Consider the following 26,289-nt stretch of genomic DNA (forward strand, 5'->3'; position numbering starts at 1 on the left):
CGCGGCTCTTGCGCCATTCGCCGTCGGCCGCGCTATGCCCGGTCAGTGTTTCGCGAGGACCATGAGATGGCTTCCAAGAGGCGATGTGTGATTGCTTTTGATTGAAAAGCCCACATCCGAAAGCACCGCGATCATCTCCTTATCCTTGCCAGGAGGGACGCGGGCAACGATCGTTTGAGCACGCCCGGCGATATCGCACAGCACGCGTCGCGCCTTGTCCGCGCCGAGGCTCCACTGCATGTGATGGTAGACCGCCAGCAGCATGACGATGTCGTACTGCGGTTTGAGAACATTTTGCAGCTTCCGGCTGCCGAGATCGAGACAATCGAACTGGCTTTGGACCGGACAACCCAGGAAGATCATCCTGGCCGTCTCGATATGCGGCTTGAGAATGTCGATCCCATGGATCGAACTCGGTCCTAGCTTGGATATCTCATAGGCGACAATACCCATGTTGCAGCCAACATCGAGAATGGATTTCCCGGCGTAGTCGACCTCTGCTGAGAATAGGCCATCCAGTCGGTCGTCCCACGTTCCCTTGAATCTCTTTTGCTTATTTGACCACCACAAATCATTGTTCTCCAAAAACGGCGCCGGATTGGTTTCCTTGACGGAGGGGGACTGTGCGCCCGGCCTAACTCGGTCCAGTTGCCGGCGCGCAAACGACACTGTCCTGAGCGTCCTGTAAACGCAACCGCGGGAGAAAGGAACTCCTGATCACAGCATCCTGCGAAGACGTTTCGGTAAGTTGACGAACACCCGGCCCGACAAATCGACATACTGGTTGGAAATGGCAACGTCGCTTGGCGCCCCCTACCCGTGCCTGCCCTCGAGTTCCTGAAACGCACGATAGCCCGGGCCGGCACACGCAGGGACATAAGTAATGCCCCCGTAGGCAAGGCAAGCCATATTTGTTCTTGCTTTGTGCCGGCAGCTATGCTACTAATTTGGCTATGGTGCTGATTTGCACCAACGACCGTCTTGCCGCGACATGCGGTTTTTCAGCCAGGCTCGATCAAAGCTCGCCCGCATCGCGGGGCTTTTGGCCAATCACGGCCGAGTGCCGGCCTTTTCGGCAGCTTCCGAGAATGGAAATCGGAAAAGCAGCTTCCGGTTCTCGTCGCAGATTTCGAAGGAAAGACCTGTCAGGACCGGGCTGCCGCTGAGCAGGCCCTCGGCCAGGATTTCCTTGGCCGAGGCCATTGCGTTATCCTGAGCCGCGGACAAACCGTCCAACTCCTGACCCTCGAAATCTTCCGTCAAGCGGCCCTCATTGTTTCGGAAATGGAAAAAATATCTCGGCATGGCTGCTCCGGTCGGTCGGTTTCTCTAATGCATGTCGCGCAAAACTGTGCAGCGGTTTTGCGGCAACGACATGCACAAAAACAGGCACTTACAGCGCATCGCATGAGGCCGATCGACGCGATGCGCTTTAGTGGCGAGCGCCTCAGGAACAGCGTCGGATTTGTGCACGACAGCACCGTGCGATTTTGGCGTTGGGATTCATGGCGTTTAGGCCTTCATGCGTCAGGTCGATCGAACAGCACCCCCAGCCCGTGTTCGAACGCACATGCCGCAATCATGTCGTCCAGGACTTTTCCGGAGGCCGGGCAATTCGGCATGACAGCCCTGATCGCGATCTCAGCCGCTGCGGTGGAAACCGCATCGTGGCGCCTCTTCCTGGTCTCCATGTATTGCTCGAGCAGAATTTTCAGGCGCCGCGCGGCAATCTCGTCAACGACCATCGTTCTCCCTCGATTCGGCACAATCCGTCTTCCGGGTCTGTCCTCCGGATGAAGGTCCGCTGCCATTGGGTAGCAGCGGACCACTCGGCTGGGTGAGCCAATGACCCGAGGCGGGGGTGTCTCGGACCGACACCACAATAGCTTCGGCAGGCCACTCGTGCCACAGACCGCTGTCGTTGGTAATTTTCGTACACTGAGCATTGCCGCAGACAGTCTGCGACGGTGGGATTTTTGCGTTATGCCCGTAGCCTGATAACCGGATCAGCTTCGGCTTCGATCGACATAGCTGTAGATGCCCGCGCCGATCGCGACCGCTCCTACAGTGATCAGAATCGATGGCACACCCGTTAACGTGGCGATGATCCCCCAGACAATGGCGACGGCAATTGCGCCGGCCGTTCCCAGCACCAGTCTAAGCCGTTTCGACATTTTCCGTTTCCCCCAAAGTGCATCTTCCTTTTTCTGGTCGAAATACCGCAATGCGGCAGCATTGTCTGCGCTTTGTTCAACTTTTTTCGCCGCCCTGAGCCCGACCGCTGAGGCGTAAGCGATCCGTATGCGGCCTTGTTGCAAATACCCGCTCGACAATCAGGAAGCTTGGGCGCGAGCCCGAGAAGCGAGGCGTCAGAAAGCGAGGTATCTATGCAAAATTTTCGGAATTTACTCCGGTTCTCGATCATGGCCATGGCGGCCACGACAACCGCAATAGTGATCACCGGCCTTACCCCCGAGACGACCGAAGCGAATTTGATTTGCCATAGGTTGGTCTGCAAGAAGGCGAGCAATGAACACAGTGCTTTCGGCACCAAATATCAGCGCAAATGCACCTGCGAAAATACAAACGAGGGCGCCAACAACCATCGCTCGCCACACAACCTCAACAACAGGCCCATCGGTGGCTCAAGCAGCAGCAGCAGTGGTTCGAGCGGCACCAGCAGTTCGAGCGGCAGCAGCGGTTCGAGCGGCAGCAGCGGATCGAGCGGCACCAGCGGTTCCAGCGGCAGCAGCGGGTCGAGCGGCAGCAGCGGTTCAAGCGGCCGCAGCGGCTCCAGCGGCAGCAGCGGTTCGAGTGGCACCAGCAGTTCAAGCGGCGGCAATGACGGAACAAGCAGCGGCGGCTCAAGCGGATCGAGCAGTAGCAGCGGATCCAGCGGCGGCAACGACGGGACAAGCAGCAGCGGATCCAACGGCAGCGGTGGAGTGTAGCGGCTGCTCAAGTGGCACCAGCGGCGGCGGGTGGGCACACTACGTGACCCGTCGCGGCCGCCGACGACGATCAACCCTCATGCAACGGGAGTAGCAGCTTGACGCTCCAACCGAAATCCGCGACCGCGCCCCTCACCGGCCTTGCAGGACTGTTTGGTCTTGCGCTGGCCGTCGGAGTGCTCGTCAACAGAAGCTGGCCTGTACATTTGCAGGCCATGACTGTCATTGCAGCTACCGCGGCAGCGATGATCGCGGTCGACACGGCCTATTTCCAGACGTTCCGGAGGCGTTCGACGGGATTGCAGGCGAAGCCGATGCGAGTGCTTGAAGTCGAGCGCGTCGTGCGCAAGCTCATCGGCTTCATCGTCACGCTCACGACCATTGCCGCAGTCTACTGGATAGTGCCGGAATACCGGCGCGGGTTTTACGCCCCCTACTGGGCGGCGCTTTTCGACACCTTGCCGGCGCTGCTCGTCGCCGCGCCGTTTTATGTTGCCTATGTCGACCGCCGGCAGACCGATCCGGAAGATTCATATGCCGAAATCGGTGCATTCGTCCTCAGCGGCGCCGTGCCGCAAAGGACCGAGCAGATACGCCAGCACGTGCGGGGCTGGACCGTCAAAGGCTTCTTCCTGCCGCTGATGTTCGTCTATCTGTGCTCCACACTGGGTTCGATCCTTGCCGGGCTGGAACAACCGTATCGATTCGACATCATGCGCTGGCACGCTTTTGCAATCGATCTCCTGTTCATGGTGGATGTTCTTGTCGCGGTCGTCGGCTACGTCTTCACGCTGCGCGTCCTCGACAATCATATCCGCACCGTCGAGCCCACCGTATTCGGCTGGCTGGTTTGTCTTGCCTGTTATGAACCCATCAACGCCGCCACCCGTGCCTACCTGAACTACGAAACGGGCGCCAACTGGACGGCGGTGATGCCCTCGCCGGCGCTCCAGGTTTTCTGGGGGTCGGCGATCCTCTTCTGCATCTTGATTTTTGTCTGGTCCACCGTGAGCTTTGGCCTGAGATTTTCCAATCTCACCAATCGCGGAATCATCACCTGCGGACCGTATCGCTGGATCAAGCATCCGGCCTATGTTTCGAAAAACCTCTCCTGGTGGCTGGTCTCCCTACCTTTCCTCACCGCCGCAGGACCCGCTGAAGCGCTGCGGCACTCCGCCATCCTGCTCGCGCTCAATGCCATCTACGCACTCCGCGCCATCACCGAGGAATGCCATCTGTCACGCGACCCCGATTACGTCGCCTATCGCGATTACATCAGCGAAAACGGCGCCGTTGCTCAGCTCAAACGACTGTTCGCGAAAGCGAGTCGGTCGCCGATCAGGCGCTCAGGCTGAATGCCCTTGCTCGGACCATCTGCGGCAGCTTGCCTATCGCCTCAAGGCGTGATCGCGATGCCGATCCTCGCCGCTCATCGGCAACGGCCGATCGCCCTCGAGCAGGCGGGTGATCCGGGCGAAGCCGGCAAAAGCCTTTCTCGCTTCCTCGGCCGACATCCGGCCGGCCATGGCCGCAGCGCAGCAATTCACGGCGCACTGGTAAACCGGCCCGCGCCGCCCGGCCGGCCATTTTCGCAAGAATGCCATCGCTTCGGCAACGCTGTCGATCTCCTCCACGGGCTGTCCCTGTCCGCGCAAAATCCGCACGGGCGAAAAGAATTGCAAGCGGTCCATCATTTCCTCCCCGTCGACCGGATGCGTGCGATCGAACCCCACTAAACTCGCGAACCCGACTTTGGTTCCCGGCAAAACATGGCTTGGCCTGAAAAATGTTTGCTGGACGAGACGAGCAACGGTGGACGCGCCCGGCAGCTCCAATTGGGTGACATCTTGCCCCAATTGGGTGGCATCTTGCCATTGTACGGGAACGTTAGGGCGGCTGATGCATTTCGATGCCACGAGCAGTCTTTTTGAGGGAAATGCCAAAACATGAGAATAGCCCATGTGGCGCCGCTCCATGAATCCGTGCCACCCCGGTTCTATGGAGGGACGGAGCGCATCGTCTCCTATCTGACCGAAGGATTGGTCGAGCTTGGCCATGACGTGACCCTGTTCGCCAGCGGCGATACCAAGACATCGGCGAAATTGGTGGCGTGTCGCGAGCGCGCGCTCCGTCTCGATCCGCGCCCGCACAAATCCGAAACAGCGGCGCATCTCTCGATGCTCGCCGAGGTGAGGAGCCGTGCGCAACAGTTCGACATCATCCATTTCCATCTCAGCCACTTCCTGCATTTTCCTTTCTTCGAACACATGCCCGACCGGACGGTGACGACACCGCATGGCAGGCTCGACTATGTCGACCTGGCCCCCGCCTACGAACATTTTCCGCGCTTTCCGATGATCTCGATTTCGCGCAGCCAGAGAACCGGGCTACCCAGGGCAAATTGGCTGGCGACCATCCATCACGGGCTACCGATCAATATGTACGAGCCGACTTTCGAGACGGAGGTGGACGAGCCGTATCTGGCCTTTCTGGGCCGGCTGTCGCGCGACAAGCGCCCGGACCGTGCCATTGAGATCGCCTTGCGCTCCGGGCTGAAACTGAAGCTTGCGGCAAAGATCGGCGACGACGACCGCCCTTTTTTCCACGACACGGTCGAGCCGCTGATCGACGGCGACCGTGTCGACTATATCGGCGAGATCGAAGAGGACAGAAAAGCGGAATTCCTCGGCAAGGCGGCCGGCCTGCTGTTTCCGATCGATTGGCCGGAGCCGTTCGGTCTTGCCGCGATAGAGGCTATGGCCTGTGGCACGCCGGTGATCGCCTGGAAATGCGGTGCCCTGCCGGAGATCATCGACCACGGCGTGACCGGTTTTCTTGTCGATACGGTCGATGCTGCGGTCGCCTCGATACCGGAATTGCTGCGCCTCGACAGGCGACAGGTGAGAGCCGTGTTCGAAAACCGTTTTTCTGCCACGAGAATGGCCCACGACTATGTGGCTGCCTATGCGCGCCTGATCGGTACTCCCGGTGAAGCGAGAGCGTCCTGATCGGCGTCATTGTGGACGTTGGAACGAAACGACAGAGCTTGTGACGTATGAATCAACTCGACGAGCGTAAGCTTGATCCCGCCGTAGCCCTTGCCTCCCTCGACGAGGTTGCGCCCCGGGAGCCGCACCGGCTGTTCGCCCTCAAGCAAGCCGACTGCTTCGCGGTGGCCGACGCCTATGGCGACATCCGCGGCGCCGGCGATGGCTTTTTCCGAGACGACACGCGTGTGCTTTCGGAATTCCGGCTGACGGTCGGTGGCCGGCAAATGTCGTTGCTCGGCGCCTCGCTCAGCCAGGACAATGTGCTTTTCACCTCGAACCTGACCAATCTGCCGATCCAGAGTGTCGGTGGTCGCGACATTCCGCAGGGCGCGATCCACATAGAACGCGTCAGGCTGCTTTGGCAGGACCGGCTGTTCGAGCGCATCACCCTTTCCAACTACAGCCAGGAATCGTCGGCCATTCGGGTTTCCTTGCATTTCGCAGCAGATTTCCGCGACATGTTCGAGGTGCGCGGTTCGACCCGGCTCAAGCGCGGAATAGCCCACGCCGCCGAGACCAGTCCGACATCCGTGGTGCTTCGATATGACGGGCTGGACCAACTCGTGCGCCTGTCGGCGATCTCGTTCTCGCAGGCGCCGGACAATTTGACCGCCAGCCGCGCGGATTTCCTGGTTGCGGTGACGAAGCGCAGCAGCGAGGTCCTCTATATCGAGGTCGGCCCGGAAGTGGCGGAGACACCCGACCGCGACCGTTTTCGGGCTGCAGCCGCCCGCGCTCGCTTCGGCATGCGCGCCAAACGCCGCCACGGCGCGACGGTGCACAGTTCTGGCCGCGTCTTCAACGACTGGATCGAACGCGCGCGCGCGGACGTGGCGCTGCTGACCACCGAGCTTGCAACCGGACCTTACCCCTATGCCGGCATACCCTGGTTCTCGACGGCATTTGGCCGTGACGGGGTGATTTCCGCATTGCAGATGCTGTGGTTGAATCCTGGGCTGGCGCGCGGCGTACTCGCCTTTCTCGCCCAGCATCAGGCGACCGAAACGTCGCCGTTCAGCGATTCGCAGCCCGGCAAGATCATGCACGAGACCCGCAAGGGCGAGATGGCGGCACTGCGGGAGCTCCCGTTCGGCCGCTATTACGGCGGCGTCGATACCACGCCGCTCTATATTCATCTCGCTTGCGCCTATGCGGATCGTACCGGCGACATGGCGTTCGTCGACAGCCTGTGGCCATCGCTCTGTGCAGCGGCCGAATGGACGGAGGAGACAAGCCGCGCGACCGGCTTCGTTACCTACCAGCGCGGCGCCGAGACCGGCCTTGCCAACCAGGGCTGGAAGGACAGTTTCGATTCCGTCTTCCATGCCGATGGCCGCATGCCCAAGGGGCCGATCGCCCTGGTCGAGGTGCAAGGCTACGTCTTTGCCGCGTTCCGTGGGCTGGCGGCGCTCGCCCGCCGCCGCGGCGAGGACGACAAGGCCGATCATTGGGAGGAACGCGCCGAAACCATGCGCGCCGCGGTGGAACGCCATTTCTGGATGGACGATCTCAATTTCTATGCACTGGCGATCGATGGTGCAGGCGAGCTCTGCAAGGTACGGACGTCGAATGCCGGCCATCTTCTCTTTGTCGGGCTGCCCGAGCCGGAACGGGCGCAGATGGTCGCCGATCAGCTGCTCTCCGCGTCGTTCCACTCTGGTTGGGGCGTGAGGACGCTGGCCGACGATGCGATATTCTTCAATCCGATGTCCTACCACAATGGTTCGATCTGGCCGCACGACACCGCCATGTGTGGTGCCGGCCTGGCACGTTATGGCGTGCGCGACAGCGTGGTCCGGCTGATGAGCGGCACGTTCGAATCGGCTGTCCATTTCAACATGCGGCTGCCGGAACTGTTCTGCGGCTTTACCCGGTCGCCGGGCGAAGCCCCCATCGCCTATCCCGTCGCGTGCCTGCCGCAAGCCTGGTCAGCGGGATCGGCCTTCATGCTGATGCAGGCCTGCCTTGGGCTCGAAATCGACGGCTGGAACAGCGAAATCCGGGTCACCCGCCCAAGGCTGCCGATCGGCATCGACACGCTGACATTGCGGCATCTGGGTGTCGGCTCGACAGTGGTCGACCTCACATTCCAGCGTGTCGGCGACCGGGTCGTCGCCTTTCTTGCCGACCGGTATGAGGGGATGGTGCCGCTCATCGTGCGCACTTGATGCCGCCGCGCTGCGGCGCATCGAAAATGACGCGCGCGTTGCAATCGTCCGGAACCGATAGCCTCTTTGTGCGTTGCAAAAATGGGCGGGGTGGGGACGCCGTCGTTGTCATACGGCGGCGAACCAGAAAACAAATAAAAAAAACGGCTATCGGCCGGCCGGAGGCGAGATCACATTCCATGTCAGATTATACTGTAAACCTGCTCTGGGTTTTGCTGATTGCAAGTTTTGGCTTTTCCGCTTTTGCCATTCTCCTGTCGATATCCCGCCAGCGCCGCGGTCGCGCAACGGCCGCCGCATACACGCCGAGCGAGGATGTCGCCTCGGAAGCGGCACGCAAGGTGCTGCGCGAGTTCGAAAAGAACGGCCAGTCCGCCGATGCGGCACTGGTCACGTGGTCGCCCGACACGTTGCGCAAGATCCTGGCCGACGACCTGCCGGACGCACAGGTCATCGTGGTGTCCAACCGCGAACCCTACATCCACAACATCAAGGACGACGGGGTCCAACTTTTGGTGCCGGCCAGCGGCCTGGTTTCGGCACTCGAGCCCATCACCCGCGCCTGTGCCGGCACCTGGATCGCCTATGGCGGCGGCACGGCAGACCGTCTCACCGTCGACAAGGACGACCGGGTGCAGGTGCCGCCAGGCAATCCGTCCTACACGCTGCGCAGGGTCTGGCTGACGGAGGAGGAATATCAGGGCTACTATCTGGGCTTCGCTAATGAGGGCCTATGGCCGCTTTGCCATATCGCCTTCACCCGCCCCGTGTTTCGCGCCTCGGACTGGGACGCCTACGAGGCCGTCAACCGCAAATTCGCCGATACGGTGGTTGCCGAAGCCCGCAACGAACGGCCGATCGTGCTGGTGCAGGACTATCATTTCGCGCTGCTGCCGCGCATGATCCGCCAGCGCCTGCCGGACGCGATAGTCATCACCTTCTGGCATATCCCGTGGCCTAATTCGGAAGTATTCAGCATCTGTCCGTGGCGTGAGCGGATCCTGGAAGGACTGCTCGGCAGTTCGATCATCGGCTTTCATACCCAATTCCATGCCAACAACTTCACCGAAAGTGTCGACCGCTTTCTGGAGAGCCGGATCGAACGGGCAGACGCGGCAATCTCCTATGGTGGGCAGACCACATTGGTCCACGCCTATCCCATTTCCATAGAATGGCCGGCCCAATTGCTGGCAAAACTGCCGTCTGTGGAGGAGTGCCGCGCCAGCGTGCGCGACAGATTCGGCCTGTCTGCGGATACCAAACTATGCGTTGGCGTCGAGCGCCTCGACTACACGAAAGGCATTCTCGATCGCTTCCATGCCTTGGACGAATTGTTCACGAGATATCCCGAATGGATAGGCAAGGTGGTTTTCCTGCAGATCGCCGCGCCGAGCCGGGGGACATTGCCCGCCTACCAGCAACTCCACGACGAATGCCGCCGCTGTGCCGAGGAGCTCAACCGGCGCTATGGCAGCGAGACATACAGCCCTATCCTGATGGTCGCCGAACATCATCGGCAGGAGCAGGTCTACGAGGTCTATCGTGCCGCCGACATCTGTATGGTCACCAGTCTGCATGACGGCATGAACCTTGTCGCCAAGGAATTCGTCGCAGCGCGCGACGACGAACAGGGCGTGCTTTTGCTCAGCACCTTCGCCGGTGCCTCGCGCGAATTGCTGGAAGCACTGATCGTCAACCCCTACGATGCGGCCATGATGAGCGAGGCGCTGTTGCAGGCGCTGACGATGACGCCGGAAGAGCAGCGCGAACGTTTGCGGCCGATGCGCGAGATGGTCCGCGACAACAATGTCTACCGCTGGGCCGGCAGCATGCTGCTGGACGCCGCGCGCCTGCGCAAACGCGGCGATCTCGACAGGGTGACCGGAACCGGCGAGCGCCCGCCATCGAACACCAACAACGTCATCTCGATGTTCGAGCGGGCTCGGAAGGCAGCGTCGTGAAAAGCTTTGAACAACCACCGGCGTTGAACCTGTCGGAACGGCAATGGGCGCTCTTTCTCGACATCGACGGAACCCTGCTGGAACACGCTGCCCATCCCGACGCGGTGTTCGTCGGCGAGGAATTGCGCAATCTGCTGGAACGCATCGAGCGGCGGCTGGATGGTGCGGTCGCCTTCATCACCGGCCGATCGATTCCCGCCGTGGACAAGCTGTTCCATCCGCTGAAGCTGCGGATCGCCGGACTGTATGGGCTGGAGCACCGGCTGACGCCGAGCGGTCCGATCGATGCCGCCGACGCGCCGGCCGACATCGCCGCCCTTGCGGACGAGATCGAGGCCGAACTGGGCAGCGGCAAGGTCTATGTCGAGCGCAAGGGGCCGGTCCTTGCCGTTCATACAAGAGCAGCACCGCAACTGCTTGCACCCGCAATCCAGCTCGTCGAACAGGCATTGGCCCGGCTTCCGAAGGGTTATCGGGTGCTTCCAGGAAACGCCGGCGTCGAGCTCATGCCTTTGGAAGCCGTCAAAGGTGCTGCCATCCGGCGTTTCATGGACATTCCGCCCTTTGTTGGCCGGCGGCCGATATTCCTCGGAGACGATACATCGGACGAACACGGTTTCGAGGCGATCAATGAAATTGGCGGCATCTCCATCCGCGTGAAGCCGAACGGACCGACGGCCGCAACCTATGTCCTCGACGACGTGACGGGCGCAATAGCCTGGCTCGAGGCCAGTTTCGAGACGTCGGCGGTGGCCTGATCGCGCCGTGGCCCGGTTCAGCTGATCTTCCCGTCCACTATGTGAATGCGGCGATCCATGCGTGCGGCCATGTCGAGGTCATGCGTGACTGCCACGACCGTCTTGCCGCGTTCGCGCACCAGATTCTGCAGGATTGTGAACACCTGCTCCGAGCTCTTGCTGTCGAGGCTCCCCGTCGGCTCGTCTGCCAGGATAGCCACCGACAGCGATGGAGGAGAGTTGATGAGTAGGAAATCGCGCGCTTCGACCGATGCCGTTCTCAAGGAACTACGCGCCTTCGGCCTCACCTATCCAGGCGCCGAGACAAAGAGTCCGTGGCCTGGTCACGACGATCTCGCGGTGAAAGGCAAGACCTTTGCTTATTTGAGCCTTGAAGGCGAACCGTTCAGCATCTCCCTCAAACTCCCCTACAGCGGCGACGAGGCGAGAAAGCTCCACTATGCGTCGCCGACGGAGTACGGCCTTGGCAAGAGCGGATGGGTGACGTTCGAACCAGCACCGGACGAACTGCCACCGATGGGACAACTGAAGTCATGGCTCGATGAGAGTTATCGCGCACAAGCGCCCAAAAAGCTTGCCGCCCTGATCACGCACAAGGTGGACTCTGGAGCTTAGGTCGAGCGATTGGTGTCACCCCACGAATCGCCGGCGCTAGAAGCTCAACGACGCCACGCCGATAAGCGCGTTTCTCATTGAATGACTTTAAGCCCAAAGCCGGCAAATCGTCTGCTTGCCGGTTCCCCTGCGTCAGGCTTAACCTGCGTGCCATGCGTGGAGGCGCGTGCGGTTGCAAGGGGAGGACATAGCAATGACAATACAAGGCGCATCACCGGACCTGTACAATGAGGATCTCGCTCCGGCGAAGGTTCGAAACTGGGGACCGTTCTCGATCTTCAACGTCTGGACGTCGGACGTCCACAGCCTGTGGGGCTACTATCTCGCTGCCAGCCTGTTCCTGTTCTGCGGCGGCTTCGTCAACTTCATCATCGCCATCGGTATCGGTTCGCTGATCATCTATGCGTTGATGAACATGGTCGGCTATGCCGGCGTGAAGACCGGGGTGCCCTACCCGGTCCTGGCGCGTGCCTCCTTCGGCATCTGGGGCGCCAACATACCGGCGCTGGTGCGCGCCATCGTCGCCTGCTTCTGGTACGGCGCGCAGACGGCGGCCGCCTCCGGGGCGATCGTAGCCCTGCTGATCCGCTCGCAATGGTTCGCCGACTTCAACCAGAGCACACATTTCCTCGGCCATTCCGGGCTCGAGGTGATCTGCTTCGCCGTCATCTGGGCGCTGCAACTCCTGATCATCCAGAAAGGCATGGAAACGGTGCGCCGCTTCCAGGATTGGGCCGGACCGGCGGTGTGGGTGATGATGCTGATCCTGGCGATCTATCTTTGCATCAAGGCAGGCACCTTCGCTTTCACCAGCGACATCCCGATGGATGTGCTGCTGGAAAAGACAAAGGACGCGGGCGTGCCGGGCACGCCGGGCTCCTGGACCTCGCTGTTTGCGGTGGCCGCGATCTGGGTGACCTATTTCTCCGCGCTCTATCTCAACTTCTGCGATTTCGCGCGCTACGCCCCCGACAAGGCATCGCTGCGCAAGGGCAACATCTGGGGCCTGCCGGTCAATCTTATCCTGTTCTCGCTGGTCGCCGGCGTTACGACGATCGCCGCCTTCGACGTCTATGGCGAGGTGCTGCTGCATCCCGACCAGATTTCGGCGAAATTCGACAGCTGGTTCCTGGCGGCGCTCGCAGCCCTGACCTTTGCGGTGGCGACGCTCGGCATCAATGTGGTGGCGAACTTCGTGTCGCCGGCCTTCGACTTCTCCAATGTCTTTCCACGCCAGATCGACTTCAAGAAGGGCGGCTACATCGCGGCGCTGATCGCGCTGGTGCTCTATCCATTCGCGCCCTGGGAAGGCAGTGCCGCCTCCTTCGTCAACATCATTGGCGCAACGATGGGGCCGATCTTCGGCGTGATGATGGTCGACTACTATCTGATCCGGAAGGGCGAGGTCGACGTCGAGGCGCTCTACAGGGAGAATGGCGAATTCCGCTTTCAGGGCGGCTGGCATGTCAATGCCTTCATCGCCGCCGGTATCGGCGCGGTCTTCTCCTCGATCCTGCCCAACTTCACCAGCCTGCTGCCGTCATGGTGGGGCGTCTATGGCTGGTTCTTCGGCGTGGCAATTGCCGGCGTCATCTACTACGTGCTGCGCACCATGGCACTCGGTGCCGGAGCCAGGATAGCCAAGGCCTGAGCGATTTGGGGCGGCGCGAGCCGCCCCGTTTATTCTGCGACCATCTCGGCCAGGCGGCGCACCGTATTCCAGTTGCGCGAGGTGCCGATGCCGAGACGTTTGTGACTGACCGCCGCAAGCAGCCGCGAACTCGGCGTCTCGCGGGAAAAGACGATCCAGATGTCGCCGCCGACAATCCGCAGCTTCTCGTCCTTGCCGGCATACGCCTCAAGCGCCGCGGCGGTCTCGGCGGGAACGGGCGCCCGCATCACGCGCACCGCCACCTGGTCCGCGGCCTCAGCCGATTCGGCTGGGAACGGATTGCTGGCCGCCATCCTCAGCCAGCCGTCGGCGCGGCGCACGATGATGTCGACGTGGCGGCCGAAAGTCTTTGCGAACGTCACCTCCAGCCGCTGCTCCAACGCCGCAAGTTCTGTTTCTTGCGCCTCGAAAACCAGATTGCCGGTCGCCACCAGCGTGCGCGGGTTATTCAGACCCAGGCCTTCGGCCATCGCCTTCAGATCGGACATGACGACCCGCCGCCCCTCGCCCAGGACAATGCTGTAGAGCAGCGCGACGTAAGTTTGCATGGGCGGCTAGTTAGACCAGCCGCGACTGCTCTACCGCCGCCTCGATGAAGCTGGCAAACAGCGGGTGCGGATCGAGCGGCCGGCTTTTCAACTCGGGATGGTACTGCACGCCGATGAACCAGGGGTGGTCGGGATATTCGACCGTTTCCGGTAGCACGCCGTCCGGCGACATGCCGGCAAACACCAGGCCGCAATCCTCGAGCCGCTCCTTATAGTCGACATTGACCTCGTAGCGGTGGCGATGGCGTTCGGAAATCTGGGTATCGCCATAGATCTCGGCGATCTTCGATCCCTTGGCGAGGTCGGCCTGGTAGGCACCGAGCCGCATGGTACCACCAAGGTCGCCGGTTTCCCTGCGCTTTTCCAGCATGTTGCCCTTCAGCCATTCGGTCATCAAGCCGACAACCGGCTCCTCGGTTGGACCAAACTCGGTCGATGATGCGTGCTCGACGCCGGCCAGCGAACGCGCCGCCTCGATGCAGGCCATCTGCATGCCGAAGCAGATGCCGAAATACGGCACCTTGCGTTCGCGCGCGAACTTCGCCGCCAGGATCTTGCCCTCCGAGCCGCGCTCGCCAAAACCGCCGGGGACGAGAATGCCATGGACCTTCTCCAGCCACGGCGCCGGGTCTTCCTTCTCGAATATCTCGCTTTCGATCCAGTCGAGCTTGACCTTGACCCGGTTGGCGAGGCCGCCATGCGACAGCGCCTCGATCAGCGATTTGTAGGCGTCCTTGAGGCCGGTATATTTGCCGACGACGGCAATGGTCACTTCGCCTTCCGGATTGTGGATGCGGTTGGACACCGCTTGCCACCGTTCCATGCGCGGCTTCGGCGCCGGATCGATGCCGAAGGCCGCCAGCACTTCCGAATCCAGCCCTTCATTGTGATAGGCCATCGGCACGTCGTAGATATGCGGGACGTCGAGCGCCTGGATGACGGCGCTTTCGCGGACATTGCAGAACAGCGACAGCTTTCTGCGCTCTTCCTTGGGGATCGGCCGGTCGGCGCGGACCAGCAGTATGTCGGGTGCGATGCCGATGCCGCGCAACTCCTTGACCGAATGCTGCGTCGGCTTGGTCTTCAGTTCGCCTGCCGTCGGAATGTAAGGCATCAAGGTCAGGTGGACGTAGACGGCGTTGTTGCGCGGCAGGTCGTTGCCGAGCTGGCGGATCGCCTCCAGGAACGGCATCGCTTCGATGTCGCCGACGGTGCCGCCGATCTCGCACAGCACGAAATCGTAGTCGTCATTGCCGTTGAGGACGAAATTCTTGATCTCGTCGGTGACGTGCGGAATGACCTGCACGGTAGCGCCGAGATAGTCGCCGCGCCGCTCGCGCTCGATGATGTTCTTATAGATGCGGCCGGTGGTGATGTTGTCCTGCTGGTTGGCCGAGCGGCCGGTGAAGCGCTCATAATGGCCAAGATCGAGATCGGTCTCGGCCCCGTCATCGGTCACGAAGACTTCGCCGTGCTGATAGGGCGACATCGTGCCGGGATCGACATTGAGATAGGGATCGAGCTTTTTGATGCGTGCGCGATAGCCCCGCGCCTGCAAGAGAGCCCCAAGGGCCGCTGCAGCAATGCCTTTTCCAAGTGAGGAAACCACGCCGCCTGTGATGAATACATATCGCGCCATGGGAGTCATCGCTTAACGCGGCCGAATTGATTCCGCCAGAGAAAAAACCGCCGCGAAGGCTTTTTCCCAAGAAGGCGCTCTGGTCGTTGGCGTATCAAAACAAAAGGGCCGGCGAGGCCGGCCCTTTTGGCACGATCTGTCAAAGCGTCAGATGATGACGACTTTGGTGCCTACTTTCACCCGGCGGTAAAGGTCCATGACGTGCTCGTTGATCATACGGAAGCAGCCATTGGAGGCGCTGGTTCCGATTGACTGCGGCGCGATGGTGCCGTGAATGCGCAGGTGGGTATCTTTCTTGCCGTCGTAAAGATAGATGGCGCGCGCACCGAGCGGATTGTCGCCGCCGCCGGGCATGCCGTCCTTGTACTGGCCATAGTGCTTGGGTTCGCGCTTTTGCATATCCAGCGTCGGAATCCAGCGCGGCCATTCCTGCTTGTCGCCGACGGCAACCGTACCCTTGAACTGCAGGCCTTCCCGGCCGACCGCGATGGCATAACGGCGGGCGGTTGACGATGATTCGACGAGGTAGAGACGACGGGCGCTGGTATCGATGACGATGGTGCCGGGGTTGTAGCCGGTGAATTCGACCTCCTGCGGCACGAATTCCGGCTTGACCTTGAACTGCCGCTTGGCCTGCTTCCTTTCGAGCGCGGCGTCGAGCGCGCGTGTTTCCGGAAGCAGCGACATCGACGAAGAGGATGTGCCGCCGAACAGTCCCGCGAACAGCCCGACGCTCTGCGGCTTCTGCCCGACCGGTTCGCTGCGCAACTCGCCATTGTTGCCGGTCAGCGCAACGTTCATGGCCTCGGCCGGGATCGGCTCGGCCGACTGGATCGGCGCAATGGGCGTAATCGGTTCGATGATGTTGACGGTCTTCTTCTTGGCCGGCGTGGCGTCAGCCACCTTGGCCGTTGCGAGCGGCTGGCTCTTCTTGGCAAGGAACGCCTGCCGTTCCGCATCGGCTTTGGCTTTCGCCGCCTCGCGCATCGCCAGCTTCCTGGCTTCGAGTGCCTTGGCGCGAGCGGCGTCCTTGTCGGCTGCGATCTTGGCTTCGATCTTGCGGATCTGCGCAAGGTCGTCCGGCGTCGGATCTTTCTTCTTCTTGAGAAGCTTCAATTGCGCTGCATCGCTTTTGGCAGCGACCTTGACGACGTCGGTTGTTGTTGCGGCTTTGTGGGCCGAGTTTGCCGTCGGCATGGCCGCGTAAGCGGGCGCACCTAGGCTGAGCACGGCACAAAGGCCGGCAAAAATGAAGCTGCGAAGCTGCATGGGGAAGATCCGATCGTTCAATGCTTGTTGCCCACGGCGTCGCCCGGCGCCCCCCAAGGACGCCGAGAATGCCGCGTGCAACGTATAATCGATTAGCCGGAAGCGCCTCAAGCGTGAGGCGCAGTCGAATCTTCATGATCGTGCGGCATTTGCCGCGACTGTGTTCAAACGACAACAGATCGCGGCATAAGTTGCCCTATTACTGGTTGGGGACCTGCGGCGTAGCCGGCGCGGTGGCGCCGTTTGTCGCTGGCGGCGTCGCCGGAGCGGTTGCCGGCGGCGGCGTTGCCGCGCCATTGCCGGACGGCGGGGTCGGCGCCGTGGTGCCCGACGGCGGCGTCGGCGTCGTGGTTCCAGGCAATTGGTTGAGTACGCCCTTGCCTGCTCCGTCCGAGGTCGCCGGCACGCGATCGAGAATGTCGATCGGCTTCTCGCCATAGCGCGCAACGATCGACAGTGTCAGCGAGGTGACGAAGAAAGCGGCAGCCAGGATCGCCGTCGCCCGCGTCAGCGCATTGGCGGCGCCACGCGCGGTCATGAAGCCCGATCCGCCGCCGATGCCGAGGCCGCCGCCTTCGGAGCGCTGCAGCAGCACCACGCCGACAAGCGCGAGCACGACCATGAGGTGGACGACGATCAGTACGGTTTCCATAATTTACCCTGGCAAGGCCTTGTGCGGCCGCTGATTTGGAGGCGGCTCAATACAATGCTTTGACGGCATTTCCAAGCCCGTGGCCGGAATATGGGAAGCAATGCGTCCTTTGCAACGATTTCGACGTCGGCCGTCCGCTCAAATGCAGCAACCAGCCCTTGTATCAAGCGATGTTTCGATAGGCTTCCGCGATGCCGAGGAAGTCCGCCGCCTTTAGGCTGGCGCCGCCGACCAGCGCGCCATCGACATTCCTGACGCCGAGCAACTCGATGGCGTTGGACGGCTTGACCGAGCCGCCGTAGAGAATGCGCATCTTGGCCGCCGTATTGCCGAGCTTCCGTGCCAGTTCTTCGCGGATATGCGCATGTGCCTCGGCGACGTCGGCGGCGGTCGGGGTCAAGCCGGTCCCAATCGCCCATATTGGCTCATAGGCAATGACGGTGTTGGAAGCCGTGGCGTTTGGCGGGACCGAGCCAGCGACCTGGCGCGACAGCACGTCGAGCGTGGCTCCTGCTTCTCGTTCGGCTCTTGTCTCACCAATGCAGACGATGGCCACCAGCCCGGCGCGCCATGCGGCGGAGGCCTTGGCCTGGACCAAGGCATCGTCCTCCTTGCGATCGGCGCGGCATTCGGAATGGCCGACGATGACATGGCTGGCACCTGCATCCTTCAGCATCTCGGCCGAAATGCAGCCGGTATAGGCGCCGCTCTCCTCGGTGTGGCAATCCTCTCCGCCGGCCCGCACCGGCGTGCGCGACAGAATCTCGGCGGCGTGCGCAAGCAAGGTCGCCGGCACGCAGACCACCGCTTCGGTCTCGGCGTCGAGCCCACTCATGAAGCCGTTGCCGATCATCCTGAGCTCGTTGAGCGAGGCGCTGGTGCCGTTCATTTTCCAGTTGCCGGCGACGAGCGGGCGGATTCCAGTGGTCATGGGATTTGTTTCTCCGGGCAATTTCCAGCTGGCCCTCACTATCAAAATCAGGCCACAAAGCAATCGACAGTGGGCAGGAAGGGCGCTATTGCGCTTGTTTCAGACTCGGCGCATGCGAAATGCGCAAAAATCGGAAGTACTCATGCTTGGTATGTTGAGAAGCGCGGCGGGGACCTGGGTCGCGAAACTGCTGCTGTCATTGTTGGTGTTGAGCTTCGCCATCTGGGGCATCTCGGGGCGGCTGATGGGCGGTCTTGCCGGCCATGACGCCGTGATTACGGCCGGAGGCACCAAGGTCTCGATCAACGAATACCGCCTCGCCTACGATCGCCAGCTCAGCGTCATGTCGCAGCAATTCGGCCAGCGCATCAGCCGTGAGCAAGCGACGGCGCTCGGCATCGACAACCAGGTGCTGGCGCAACTCGTGTCGGGTGCCGTCCTCGACGAGCAGGCCCGCAAGCTCGGCCTCGGCCTGTCCAAGGACCGGCTCGCCGAACTGACGCGTGAAGACCCGGCGTTCAAAGGGCCTGCCGGAACCTTCGACAGGAGAACCTTCGAGTACCTGCTTCGGCAGGTCGGCATGCGGCCGGAAGACTATTTGAAGAACCGCGCCCAGGTCGCGGTCCGCCAGCAGATCGTCGAGGCGGTTTCGGACGGCCTCAAGGCCCCGGATACATTCTTCAAGGCGGTCGCGCTCTATCGCGGCGAAGATCGCACCATCGACTACCTGACCTTGCCGAAATCGCTGGTCGAACCGATAGAAGCGCCGTCCGACAGCGCGCTTTCGGCCTATTTCGAGGAAAACAAGAAAACCTACGCCGCTCCCGAATACCGTAAGTTCTCCTATGTCAGGCTCGAACCGGAAGACATCATGGATTTGAGCGCGGTGACCGACCAACAGGTCAGCGACGACTACAATAAGAACAAGGCGCGCTACACCACGCCGGAGATGCGCACCATCGAGCAGCTTGTGTTCAAGACACCTGATGCCGCAAAGGCGGCGCTCGATTCGCTCAGGACCGGCGCGACCTTCGACAAGATCGTCGCTGCCGAAGGCAAGACGCCGGCAGACACGCTGCTCGGCACGCTGGCCAAGGACAAGATCGCCGACAAGGCGGTCGCCGATGCTGCCTTCAAACTGAACGTCAATGAGGTCAGCCCGGTCGTACAGGGCGCCTTTGGTCCCGTTCTGCTGCGCGTCACCGACATCAAGCCCGAAGTGGTGAAGCCGCTGGCCGAAGTGTCCGAGCAGATCCGCAAGGACCTGGCACTGGGCGAGGCAAGCCGCATCTTGCTGGACGTGCACGACAATTACGAGGATACGCGCGCCTCGGGCAGTTCGCTCGCCGAGGCTGCCGCCAAATTGAAGCTGAAGGTCGTCACCATCGATGCCATCGACCGCACCGGCCAACGGCCGGATGGAAGCATCGTCAAAGACCTGCCGGAATCGCCGGCACTCATCAAGGCGGTGTTCGAATCCGAACCCGGAACCGACAATGAAGGCCTCACCACCGCCGATAACGGCTTCGTCTTCTACGACGTGAGCGCGATCACGCCTGCCCGCGACCGCACATTGGACGAAGTCCGCCAGAAGGTCGTGGCCGACTGGACCGCGGCGGAGACCACCAAACGGCTCACAGCAAAAGCACAGGAGCTCGAGAAGCGTCTCAAGGCTGGCGTCACGCTCGAGGTGATCGCCGGTGAGCTCAAGCTCGAAAAGCAGACCAAGCGCGGAGTCAAGCGCGATGCGGACGACGTCGATTTCGGCAAGGAAGGCGCCGCCGCGATGTTCGGCGTCGGCGAAGGCGGCACCGGGTTGATCCCCTCACCTACGGGCGACGGACAGATCCTGTTCAAGGTTGCCGAGGTGTTCGAGCCTGCCGGGGCCGATGCCAGCTCAGTGCCCCAGGACGCACAGAAGTCCTTCACCTCGGGCATGTCCGACGACCTGCTCGACCAGTTGGTCGCGCAGTTGCAGACGCAATATGACGTCCGCATCGATCAGGCGGCCGTAACCCAAGCCCTGGCCAGATGAGCGCGCTGAAGATCCACATCGCCAAGGTCGCCGCCGGCAGCGCTCTTTCCTTCGAGGAGGCGCGCGAGGCCTTCGACATCATCATGTCCGGCGATGCTACCCCCGGCCAGATCGGCGGCTTCCTGATGGCATTGCGCGTGCGCGGTGAGACCGTCAGCGAGATCGCCGGCGCCGTCGCCACCATGCGCGCCAAGATGCTGCGTGTCGAAGCTCCCGAGGGTGCCATCGACATTGTCGGCACCGGCGGCGACAATTCGCACAGCGTCAATATTTCGACCGCATCCGCTTTCGTCATCGCCGGCAGCGGCGTGCCCGTCGCCAAGCACGGCAATCGCGGACTGTCCTCGCTGACCGGCGCCGCCGATGTGCTGATCGCATTGGGCGTCAAGATCGACATCCCTCCGGAGACGATCGGCCGCTGCATCCACGAGGCCGGCGTTGGCTTCATGTTCGCGCCGGCGCATCACCCGGCGATGAAGCATGTCGGCCCGACCCGGGTCGAGCTCGGAACCCGCACCATCTTCAACCTGCTGGGGCCGCTTTCCAATCCGGCGAGTGTCAGACGGCAGATGGTCGGCGTGTTCCTGCCCGAATGGATCATGCCGGTGGCAGAAACGTTGAAGGAACTTGGTGCCGACCATGCCTGGATCGTCCATGGCGACGGCTATGACGAGATCACCACCACCGGCGAGACACTTGTCGCCGAATTGGCCGGCGGCGAGATCCGCAGCTTTACGCTGACCCCGGAAGCCGTCGGACTGAAGCGGCACACCAAGGACGAGTTGCGCGGCGGCGACGCCGCCCACAACGCCCAGGCACTGCGCGACATGCTGGGCGGCGCCGCCGGCGCCTTTCGCGATACGGTGCTGATGAATGCCGGCGCCGGGCTGGTGGTGGCCGGCACAGCGACGACCCTCGCCGACGGCATGGTAACGGCGGCGCAGGCCATCGACAGCGGCCGCGCGCTGAAAGTGCTCGACAGGCTGATCGAGATTTCGAACGGTTAAAAACCATGTCCGACATCCTGCGCAAGATCGAGGCTTACAAGCGCGACGAGATCACGGCGGCCAAGGCGCGCGTGCCGCTGGCTGAGATCAAGGCACGGGCGACGGATGCCGACGCGCCGCGCGGCTTTCTTTCCGCCCTTGAAGCAAAGCGCAAATCCGGCAGGTTCGCGCTGATTGCCGAAATCAAGAAGGCTAGCCCATCCAAAGGCCTGATCCGCGCCGATTTCGATCCACCGGCGCTGGCCAGGGCCTATGCGAAGGGCGGTGCCGCCTGCCTTTCGGTGCTGACCGACGCACCCTCCTTCCAAGGCGCGCCCGAATTCCTCACCACTGCGCGCGCTGCCGTCGAGCTGCCTGCCCTGCGCAAGGATTTCCTGTTCGACCCCTATCAGGTCTACGAGGCCAGGGCATGGGGCGCCGATGCCATCCTGATCATCATGGCCAGCGTCGACGACGCGTTGGCAAGAGAACTCGAAGCGACAGCGTTCGGGCTCGGCATGGACGCGCTAGTCGAAGTGCATGACGAGGCTGAAATGGAACGCGCCCTGCAGCTGTCGTCGCGACTGATCGGTATCAACAACCGCAATCTCCGGACCTTCGAAACCAGCCTGCAGACCTCGGAGCGGCTGGCAGCGATGGTGCCGGCCGACCGCCATCTGGTCAGCGAGAGCGGTATCTTTTCGCACGACGATTGCCGCCGGCTGGAGCAGAGCGGAATTGCGACTTTCCTGGTCGGCGAGAGCCTGATGCGCCAGCAGGACGTGGCCGCGGCAACGCGCCTGCTGTTGACGGGCAAGGCGCCGGCAGAGGCCGTTTGAGGATGGCGGCCACCCTCACCCATCTTGGCGCGCAGGGCGAAGCCAACATGGTCGATGTCGGCGACAAGGCTGTGACGGTGCGCACGGCAGTCGCAGAAGGCTTTGTCGCGATGCGGCCCGAGACGCTGGACATGATCCTCGCCGGCGACGCCAAGAAGGGCGACGTGCTGGGCACCGCGCGCATTGCCGGCATCATGGCGGCCAAGAAGACGCATGAACTGATCCCGCTTTGCCATCCGCTGCTGCTGACCAGGATATCTGTCGATATCGAGGCGGACGCCGCGCTGCCCGGCCTGAAGGTGACAGCATTGACCCGCGTCACCGGCAAGACCGGCGTTGAGATGGAGGCTCTGAGTGCCGTCTCGGTCGCTTGCCTGACCATCTACGACATGGCCAAGGCGGTCGACCGCGCCATGGTCATCTCCGGCATAAGGCTGGTTGAAAAGACCGGCGGCAAATCCGGCGACTACAAGATCACCGGAGACGGGGCCACCGAGGCAGGCCGATAATGGTGCTGGTCCCAGTTGCCGAGGCGCTCGAGCGCCTGCTGGACGGCGCAGCAGCGCTGCCGGGCGAACGCGTCGCACTGCTGGATGCCGCCGACCGCGTGCTGACGGAGCCGGTTGTGGCGCTCCGCACCCAGCCGCCGTTCAACGCCTCCGCCATGGACGGCTATGCCGTGCGGGCGGCCGATATCGCGTCCGTACCGGCAAGGCTTTCGGTGGTCGGCATGGCGCCGGCCGGACGCGGCTTTGCCGGAACGGTGCAGCAGCGGCAGGCCGTGCGCATCTTTACCGGCGCGCCGCTTCCCGAAGGCGCCGACACTATCGTCATCCAGGAGAACGTCCGCGATCTCGGTGGCGGCAGCGTCGAAGTGACGGAACGGACGGTGCAGGGGCGCAACATCCGCCGCCTCGGGCTCGATTTCGCCAAGGGCGATGTCCTGCTGCCCAAAGGCCGCCTGCTCGACCCGGCGGCCTTGTCGCTGGCGGCATCGGCCAATCACCCCGAGGTGCGCGTGGTCAAACGGCCGCTGGTGGCCATCATCGCCACCGGCGACGAATTACTGCCGCCGGGCAGCGATCTTGGCCCCGACCAGATCATCTCCTCCAACGCCTATGGTGTCGCCGCTGCCGCACAGTCGGTCGGTGCGCGCGCGCTCGACCTTGGCATCGCGCCGGACCGCAGGGAGGCGATCGCTGCGCTGGTTGAAAAGGCCGTGAAGGCTGGCGCGAACGTCATCGTCACGCTGGGCGGTGCCTCGGTCGGTGACCACGACTTCGTCCATGAGGTGCTGACCGGGCAAGGCATGACGCTCGATTTCTGGAAGATCGCCATGCGGCCGGGCAAGCCACTGATGTTCGGGCGGCTGGGAGACATTCGCTGCATCGGCCTGCCCGGCAATCCGGTGGCAAGCCTGGTCTGCACTCAGCTCTTCCTGAAGCCGCTGCTGGCGCGGCTCGGCGGCCGCGCCTTTCAGCAGGATATACGTCGGGCACGGCTCGGTGCCGCCATGCCGGCCAATGATCTCAGGCAAGATTATGTGCGGGCTGTTGTCATAGATGACGCCGGTACGCCCGTGGCGACGCCGTTCGGCATCCAGGACTCCTCGATGCTGAAAATGCTGGCCGATGCCAACGGGCTGATCGTTCGCGCGCCGTTCGCGCCTGCCGCGGCGGCGGGCTCCCCCTGCGACGTGCTGATGCTACGCTGAACCTGCCTCACTCCGAAATCAAGGTCCGGGTCAGCGGATGGTCTGGATCGGCCAAACCGTCGATGATGTTGAAATGATGCCGGTCAGGTTCGACCACCGAGCTGGTCGCGGAACCCAGGCCGATCCAGATGTTGGCCAGCAACGCGCTCTGACGCAGGAATTCGGCGCGCTCGCCGCCGCCGGCCCAGCAGGTCAGGCGGGCCTTGTCCATCGGGCGCAGCAGCACCGGACTTTCGGCCTGCGCCTCGGCCTCATCGATCGCCAGCGTCTCGTTCATGCCGGTGCGCATGATCGGGCGCAAATCGTGCACCCCCGAGATCGACACCACATGACGAACGCGCCGGACCACTTCGGTCGCCAGCGGCGTCGTCGCCGTAACCATCCGGCTAACAAGATGGCCGCCGGCCGAATGCCCGGTCAGCATCAGCGGCCCTGCAACCATCGCCGCCGCCTTGCCGATCGCCGCGCCGACCTCCTTGACGATGCCGCCAATGCGTATCTGCGGACAGAGCGTGTAGGACGGCATCGCCACCGCATAGCCGCGATCAACAGGGCCAGCGGCAAGATGCGACCAGAAATTCTTGTCGAATTCCATCCAGTAGCCGCCATGAACGAACACCACGAGTCCCTTAGGCTTGATGGCCGGCAGGAAAAGATCGAGCCGGTTGCGTGGATTGTCGCCATAGGCCATGTCGAGCCGCGCCCTGCCCTCGGTCGAAAGCACGTCGCGGAAAACCCGCGCGGGCTCGATCCAGGCCGCCGGCCAGCGATCGCTGCCGGCTATGTTGGCGCCGTTGGCATAGGCGTTGTCCCAATCGGCAATGTGACGTTCGAACACCCTGCGCCCTCCCTGGCATATGGCCTTGCAGCGTAGCCGTAAGCATCGCGCGGCGCGTCGTCGCCAGCCTCACGATTCCAGCTCTCGCATCAATCTCAAGTGACAGCTGCTTTGATGGCGAAGCGCGCATCCTTCCACGCACCGGTGTGCAGGATGTCCTCAAGCACTTTGACGGCCTGCCAGACATCGGCATAGCCGACATAGAGCGGGGTGAAGCCGAAGCGCATGGTCGATGGCGCGCGAAAATCGCCGATCACGCCTCGTTCGATCAGCGCGCGCATGACCTGGTAGCCATGCTCATGCATGAATGAAATCTGGCTGCCGCGTTTTTCCCCATCGCGCGTGCTTTCGAGCGTGAGCCCGTAAGTGCCGCACTTTGCCTCGACAAGCTCGATGAACAGATCCGCCAGCGCGATGCTCTTCTTGCGCACCGCCGTCATGTCGACATCGTTCCAGATGTCGAGCGCGCCCTTCAGCGTGCGCATCGACAGGACCGGCTGTGTGCCGCACAGAAACCGGCGGATGCCGGTGCCGGCCGCATAGCCTGGCTCGAAGGCGAAGGGCCGTGCATGGCCCCACCAGCCGGTGAGCGGCTGCTGGATGTCGGAAAGATGCCGCTCAGCCGCATAGATGAAGGCAGGCGCGCCCGGGCCGCCATTCAGATATTTGTAGGTGCAGCCAACGGCAAAATCGGCGTTTGCCTTGTCGAGTTCGACTGGCATCGCGCCGGCGGTGTGGCAGAGATCCCAGACGATCATCGCCCCGGCTTCCTGAGCCCTGCGCGTCAGCGCCGGCATGTCGCGCAGTTCGCCCGACTTATAGTTGACGTGGTTGACCAGCACCACAGCGGTGCGTTCGTCGATCAGCTCTTCGATGGTCGGCGCGTCGACTCCCGAGAGGCGCAGCAGCGTATCTTTTCGCGTCGAAACCACACCCTCGGCCATGTAGAGGTCCGTCGGAAAACTATCGCCCTCGGCGACGATGACCTGCCGCTCCGGTCGCATGGCCATGGCGGCGTGCAGCAGCTTGTAGATATTGACCGATGTCGTGTCGCAGACCACTGTCTGGCCGGCCGCGGCCCCGATCAGGCGCCCGAGCTGGTCGCCAAGTTCAAGCGGCATGTTGAACCAGCCGGCCGTGTTCCATGCGCGGATGAGATCATGCGACCATTCTTCGGTCGCGGCCTTGTGCAGTTCATCGAAAGCGGCACGTGAAGCAGCTCCTAGCGAATTGCCGTCGAGATAGATCACTCCTTGCGGCAACACAAAGCGGTCGCGCATCGCGCGCAGCGGATCCGCGGCATCCATCGCCTTTATGGCCACGAGATCGGGAATTCCTGTCATGATTTGTCTGCTCCCCCAAGATCCAACGCAACGCCGGACACGCATCGACTGTTCTTCCATTACTTGGTTGCGCGCAGCAAGGCTCCACCGGCGAGAAGCAGCCTGACCAGGCGGTGGAAACCGGGACTTAACCCGAGGTTGGCGTTTTGAGTTCGTTTCGTTCACGGTGCATTGACCAAACCGCACAGTCGATACGGGTTCAATTCCGTGCCTTTTGCCGACCGACGGCCGATGCCAGTGCCGCCTTCTAGGAGGCCAGAAGGGCGCAAACGAAAGCAGAATCAAGGCGATGAGGCTTGCGGCGGTGAAAATGCGGTACG

25 protein-coding genes and 1 pseudogene are annotated in these 26,289 nt (G+C 62.4%); 12 read left to right on the forward strand and 14 right to left on the reverse strand.

Translation table 11 applies throughout. The features are described 5' to 3' along the window. Positions 1-42: 42 nt before the first annotated feature. From NKJ15_RS13190 to NKJ15_RS13210, 5 genes are all read right to left on the reverse strand, one after another. A complete protein-coding gene (locus tag NKJ15_RS13190) occupies positions 43-669 on the reverse strand; it encodes a class I SAM-dependent methyltransferase (protein ID WP_352815633.1) in 627 nt (208 codons plus the stop codon). Positions 670-1,050: 381 nt separating this feature from the next. Then, a complete protein-coding gene (locus NKJ15_RS32955; RefSeq protein WP_352977186.1) occupies positions 1,051-1,305 on the reverse strand; it encodes a DUF6894 family protein in 255 nt (84 codons plus the stop codon). A 215-nt stretch (positions 1,306-1,520) separates the two neighbouring features. Continuing rightward, a complete protein-coding gene (locus NKJ15_RS13200; protein ID WP_352502409.1) occupies positions 1,521-1,745 on the reverse strand; it encodes a hypothetical protein in 225 nt (74 codons plus the stop codon). Positions 1,746-2,006: 261 nt separating this feature from the next. After that, the gene (locus tag NKJ15_RS13205; protein WP_352613697.1) at positions 2,007-2,318 is read right to left on the reverse strand and encodes a hypothetical protein; all 312 of its coding nucleotides are present in this window, start codon (positions 2,316-2,318) and stop codon (positions 2,007-2,009) included. 239 nt (positions 2,319-2,557) lie between these two features. After that, positions 2,558-2,962 carry a hypothetical protein gene (locus tag NKJ15_RS13210; protein WP_352815635.1) on the reverse strand — a complete coding sequence of 135 codons (405 nt, stop codon included), beginning with the start codon at positions 2,960-2,962 and terminating at the stop codon, positions 2,558-2,560. 288 nt (positions 2,963-3,250) lie between these two features. Between NKJ15_RS13210 and NKJ15_RS13215 the strand changes: the two genes are divergently transcribed. Next, positions 3,251-4,306, forward strand: a complete 1,056-nt coding sequence (locus NKJ15_RS13215; protein WP_352815637.1) for a methyltransferase family protein — start codon at positions 3,251-3,253, stop codon at positions 4,304-4,306. Between the two features lie 33 nt (positions 4,307-4,339). Here the strand turns inward: NKJ15_RS13215 and NKJ15_RS32960 are convergent, their stop codons facing one another. Further along, positions 4,340-4,912 (reverse strand): DUF982 domain-containing protein, encoded by a 573-nt coding sequence (locus NKJ15_RS32960; protein ID WP_502901245.1) that lies wholly within the window; start codon positions 4,910-4,912, stop codon positions 4,340-4,342. Between NKJ15_RS32960 and NKJ15_RS13225 the strand changes: the two genes are divergently transcribed. From NKJ15_RS13225 to otsB, 4 genes are all read left to right on the forward strand, one after another. Further along, a complete protein-coding gene (locus NKJ15_RS13225) occupies positions 4,898-5,959 on the forward strand; it encodes a glycosyltransferase family 4 protein (protein ID WP_352815639.1) in 1,062 nt (353 codons plus the stop codon). The genes NKJ15_RS32960 and NKJ15_RS13225 overlap by 15 nt on opposite strands. 47 nt (positions 5,960-6,006) lie before the next feature. Next, positions 6,007-8,169, forward strand: a complete 2,163-nt coding sequence (locus NKJ15_RS13230) for an amylo-alpha-1,6-glucosidase (protein ID WP_352540550.1) — start codon at positions 6,007-6,009, stop codon at positions 8,167-8,169. A 179-nt stretch (positions 8,170-8,348) separates the two neighbouring features. Further along, the gene (locus NKJ15_RS13235; protein ID WP_023674969.1) at positions 8,349-10,130 is read left to right on the forward strand and encodes an alpha,alpha-trehalose-phosphate synthase (UDP-forming); all 1,782 of its coding nucleotides are present in this window, start codon (positions 8,349-8,351) and stop codon (positions 10,128-10,130) included. Next, complete coding sequence (otsB, locus tag NKJ15_RS13240) at positions 10,127-10,888, forward strand: trehalose-phosphatase (RefSeq protein WP_352815640.1); 762 nt, start codon at positions 10,127-10,129, stop codon at positions 10,886-10,888. The genes NKJ15_RS13235 and otsB overlap by 4 nt, the downstream gene beginning before the upstream one ends. A 17-nt stretch (positions 10,889-10,905) precedes the next feature. Here otsB and NKJ15_RS13245 read toward each other — a convergent pair. Continuing rightward, a pseudogene (locus tag NKJ15_RS13245) lies at positions 10,906-11,115 on the reverse strand (ABC transporter ATP-binding protein); the annotation flags it as partial. Here NKJ15_RS13245 and NKJ15_RS13250 point away from each other — a divergent pair. Both NKJ15_RS13250 and NKJ15_RS13255 read left to right on the forward strand, forming a co-directional pair. After that, complete coding sequence (locus NKJ15_RS13250) at positions 11,111-11,503, forward strand: MmcQ/YjbR family DNA-binding protein (RefSeq protein ID WP_352474256.1); 393 nt, start codon at positions 11,111-11,113, stop codon at positions 11,501-11,503. The pseudogene NKJ15_RS13245 and the gene NKJ15_RS13250 sit on opposite strands and share 5 nt — an antisense overlap. 193 nt (positions 11,504-11,696) lie before the next feature. Continuing rightward, positions 11,697-13,154: an NCS1 family nucleobase:cation symporter-1 gene (locus NKJ15_RS13255; protein ID WP_352474257.1), complete on the forward strand. Its 1,458-nt coding sequence runs from the start codon at positions 11,697-11,699 to the stop codon at positions 13,152-13,154. A gap of 29 nt (positions 13,155-13,183) precedes the next feature. Here NKJ15_RS13255 and NKJ15_RS13260 read toward each other — a convergent pair whose 3' ends face one another. From NKJ15_RS13260 to tpiA, 5 genes are all read right to left on the reverse strand, one after another. Next, entirely contained in the window at positions 13,184-13,723 is a 540-nt protein-coding gene (locus NKJ15_RS13260) for a DUF1697 domain-containing protein (protein ID WP_352474258.1), read from the reverse strand. Positions 13,724-13,733: 10 nt separating this feature from the next. Next, on the reverse strand, positions 13,734-15,362 hold the full coding sequence (gene pyrG, locus NKJ15_RS13265; protein ID WP_352448839.1) for a CTP synthase: 1,629 nt from the start codon (positions 15,360-15,362) through the stop codon (positions 13,734-13,736). Between the two features lie 147 nt (positions 15,363-15,509). Beyond that, positions 15,510-16,631 carry a L,D-transpeptidase gene (locus tag NKJ15_RS13270; RefSeq protein ID WP_352815643.1) on the reverse strand — a complete coding sequence of 374 codons (1,122 nt, stop codon included), beginning with the start codon at positions 16,629-16,631 and terminating at the stop codon, positions 15,510-15,512. Positions 16,632-16,830: 199 nt separating this feature from the next. Continuing rightward, entirely contained in the window at positions 16,831-17,283 is a 453-nt protein-coding gene (gene secG / locus NKJ15_RS13275; RefSeq protein ID WP_352815646.1) for a preprotein translocase subunit SecG, read from the reverse strand. 163 nt (positions 17,284-17,446) lie between these two features. Continuing rightward, positions 17,447-18,214 (reverse strand): triose-phosphate isomerase, encoded by a 768-nt coding sequence (gene tpiA / locus NKJ15_RS13280; protein ID WP_352815648.1) that lies wholly within the window; start codon positions 18,212-18,214, stop codon positions 17,447-17,449. 142 nt (positions 18,215-18,356) lie between these two features. Between tpiA and NKJ15_RS13285 the strand changes: the two genes are divergently transcribed. Genes NKJ15_RS13285 through NKJ15_RS13305 form a run of 5 tightly spaced genes read left to right on the forward strand, consistent with a single transcriptional unit; the run spans position 18,357 to position 23,788 of the window. Continuing rightward, complete coding sequence (locus tag NKJ15_RS13285; protein WP_352502399.1) at positions 18,357-20,249, forward strand: SurA N-terminal domain-containing protein; 1,893 nt, start codon at positions 18,357-18,359, stop codon at positions 20,247-20,249. After that, positions 20,246-21,256 carry an anthranilate phosphoribosyltransferase gene (gene trpD, locus NKJ15_RS13290; protein WP_352474265.1) on the forward strand — a complete coding sequence of 337 codons (1,011 nt, stop codon included), beginning with the start codon at positions 20,246-20,248 and terminating at the stop codon, positions 21,254-21,256. The genes NKJ15_RS13285 and trpD overlap by 4 nt, the downstream gene beginning before the upstream one ends. A gap of 5 nt (positions 21,257-21,261) precedes the next feature. Continuing rightward, complete coding sequence (gene trpC / locus NKJ15_RS13295) at positions 21,262-22,074, forward strand: indole-3-glycerol phosphate synthase TrpC (protein ID WP_352474266.1); 813 nt, start codon at positions 21,262-21,264, stop codon at positions 22,072-22,074. 2 nt (positions 22,075-22,076) lie between these two features. Then, positions 22,077-22,583, forward strand: a complete 507-nt coding sequence (gene moaC / locus NKJ15_RS13300; protein WP_352474267.1) for a cyclic pyranopterin monophosphate synthase MoaC — start codon at positions 22,077-22,079, stop codon at positions 22,581-22,583. Beyond that, positions 22,583-23,788 (forward strand): molybdopterin molybdotransferase MoeA, encoded by a 1,206-nt coding sequence (locus NKJ15_RS13305; protein WP_352815650.1) that lies wholly within the window; start codon positions 22,583-22,585, stop codon positions 23,786-23,788. The genes moaC and NKJ15_RS13305 overlap by 1 nt, the downstream gene beginning before the upstream one ends. Before the next feature lie 7 nt (positions 23,789-23,795). Here the strand turns inward: NKJ15_RS13305 and NKJ15_RS13310 are convergent, their stop codons facing one another. Both NKJ15_RS13310 and kynU read right to left on the reverse strand, forming a co-directional pair. Next, positions 23,796-24,626 carry a hormone-sensitive lipase gene (locus tag NKJ15_RS13310; protein WP_352502397.1) on the reverse strand — a complete coding sequence of 277 codons (831 nt, stop codon included), beginning with the start codon at positions 24,624-24,626 and terminating at the stop codon, positions 23,796-23,798. A 95-nt stretch (positions 24,627-24,721) separates the two neighbouring features. Then, complete coding sequence (gene kynU, locus NKJ15_RS13315; protein WP_352685766.1) at positions 24,722-25,969, reverse strand: kynureninase; 1,248 nt, start codon at positions 25,967-25,969, stop codon at positions 24,722-24,724. Positions 25,970-26,289 lie beyond the last annotated feature (320 nt).

The sequence above is a fragment of the Mesorhizobium sp. M0207 genome, assembly GCF_040321995.1.
Taxonomy (GTDB): Bacteria; Pseudomonadota; Alphaproteobacteria; order Rhizobiales; family Rhizobiaceae; genus Mesorhizobium.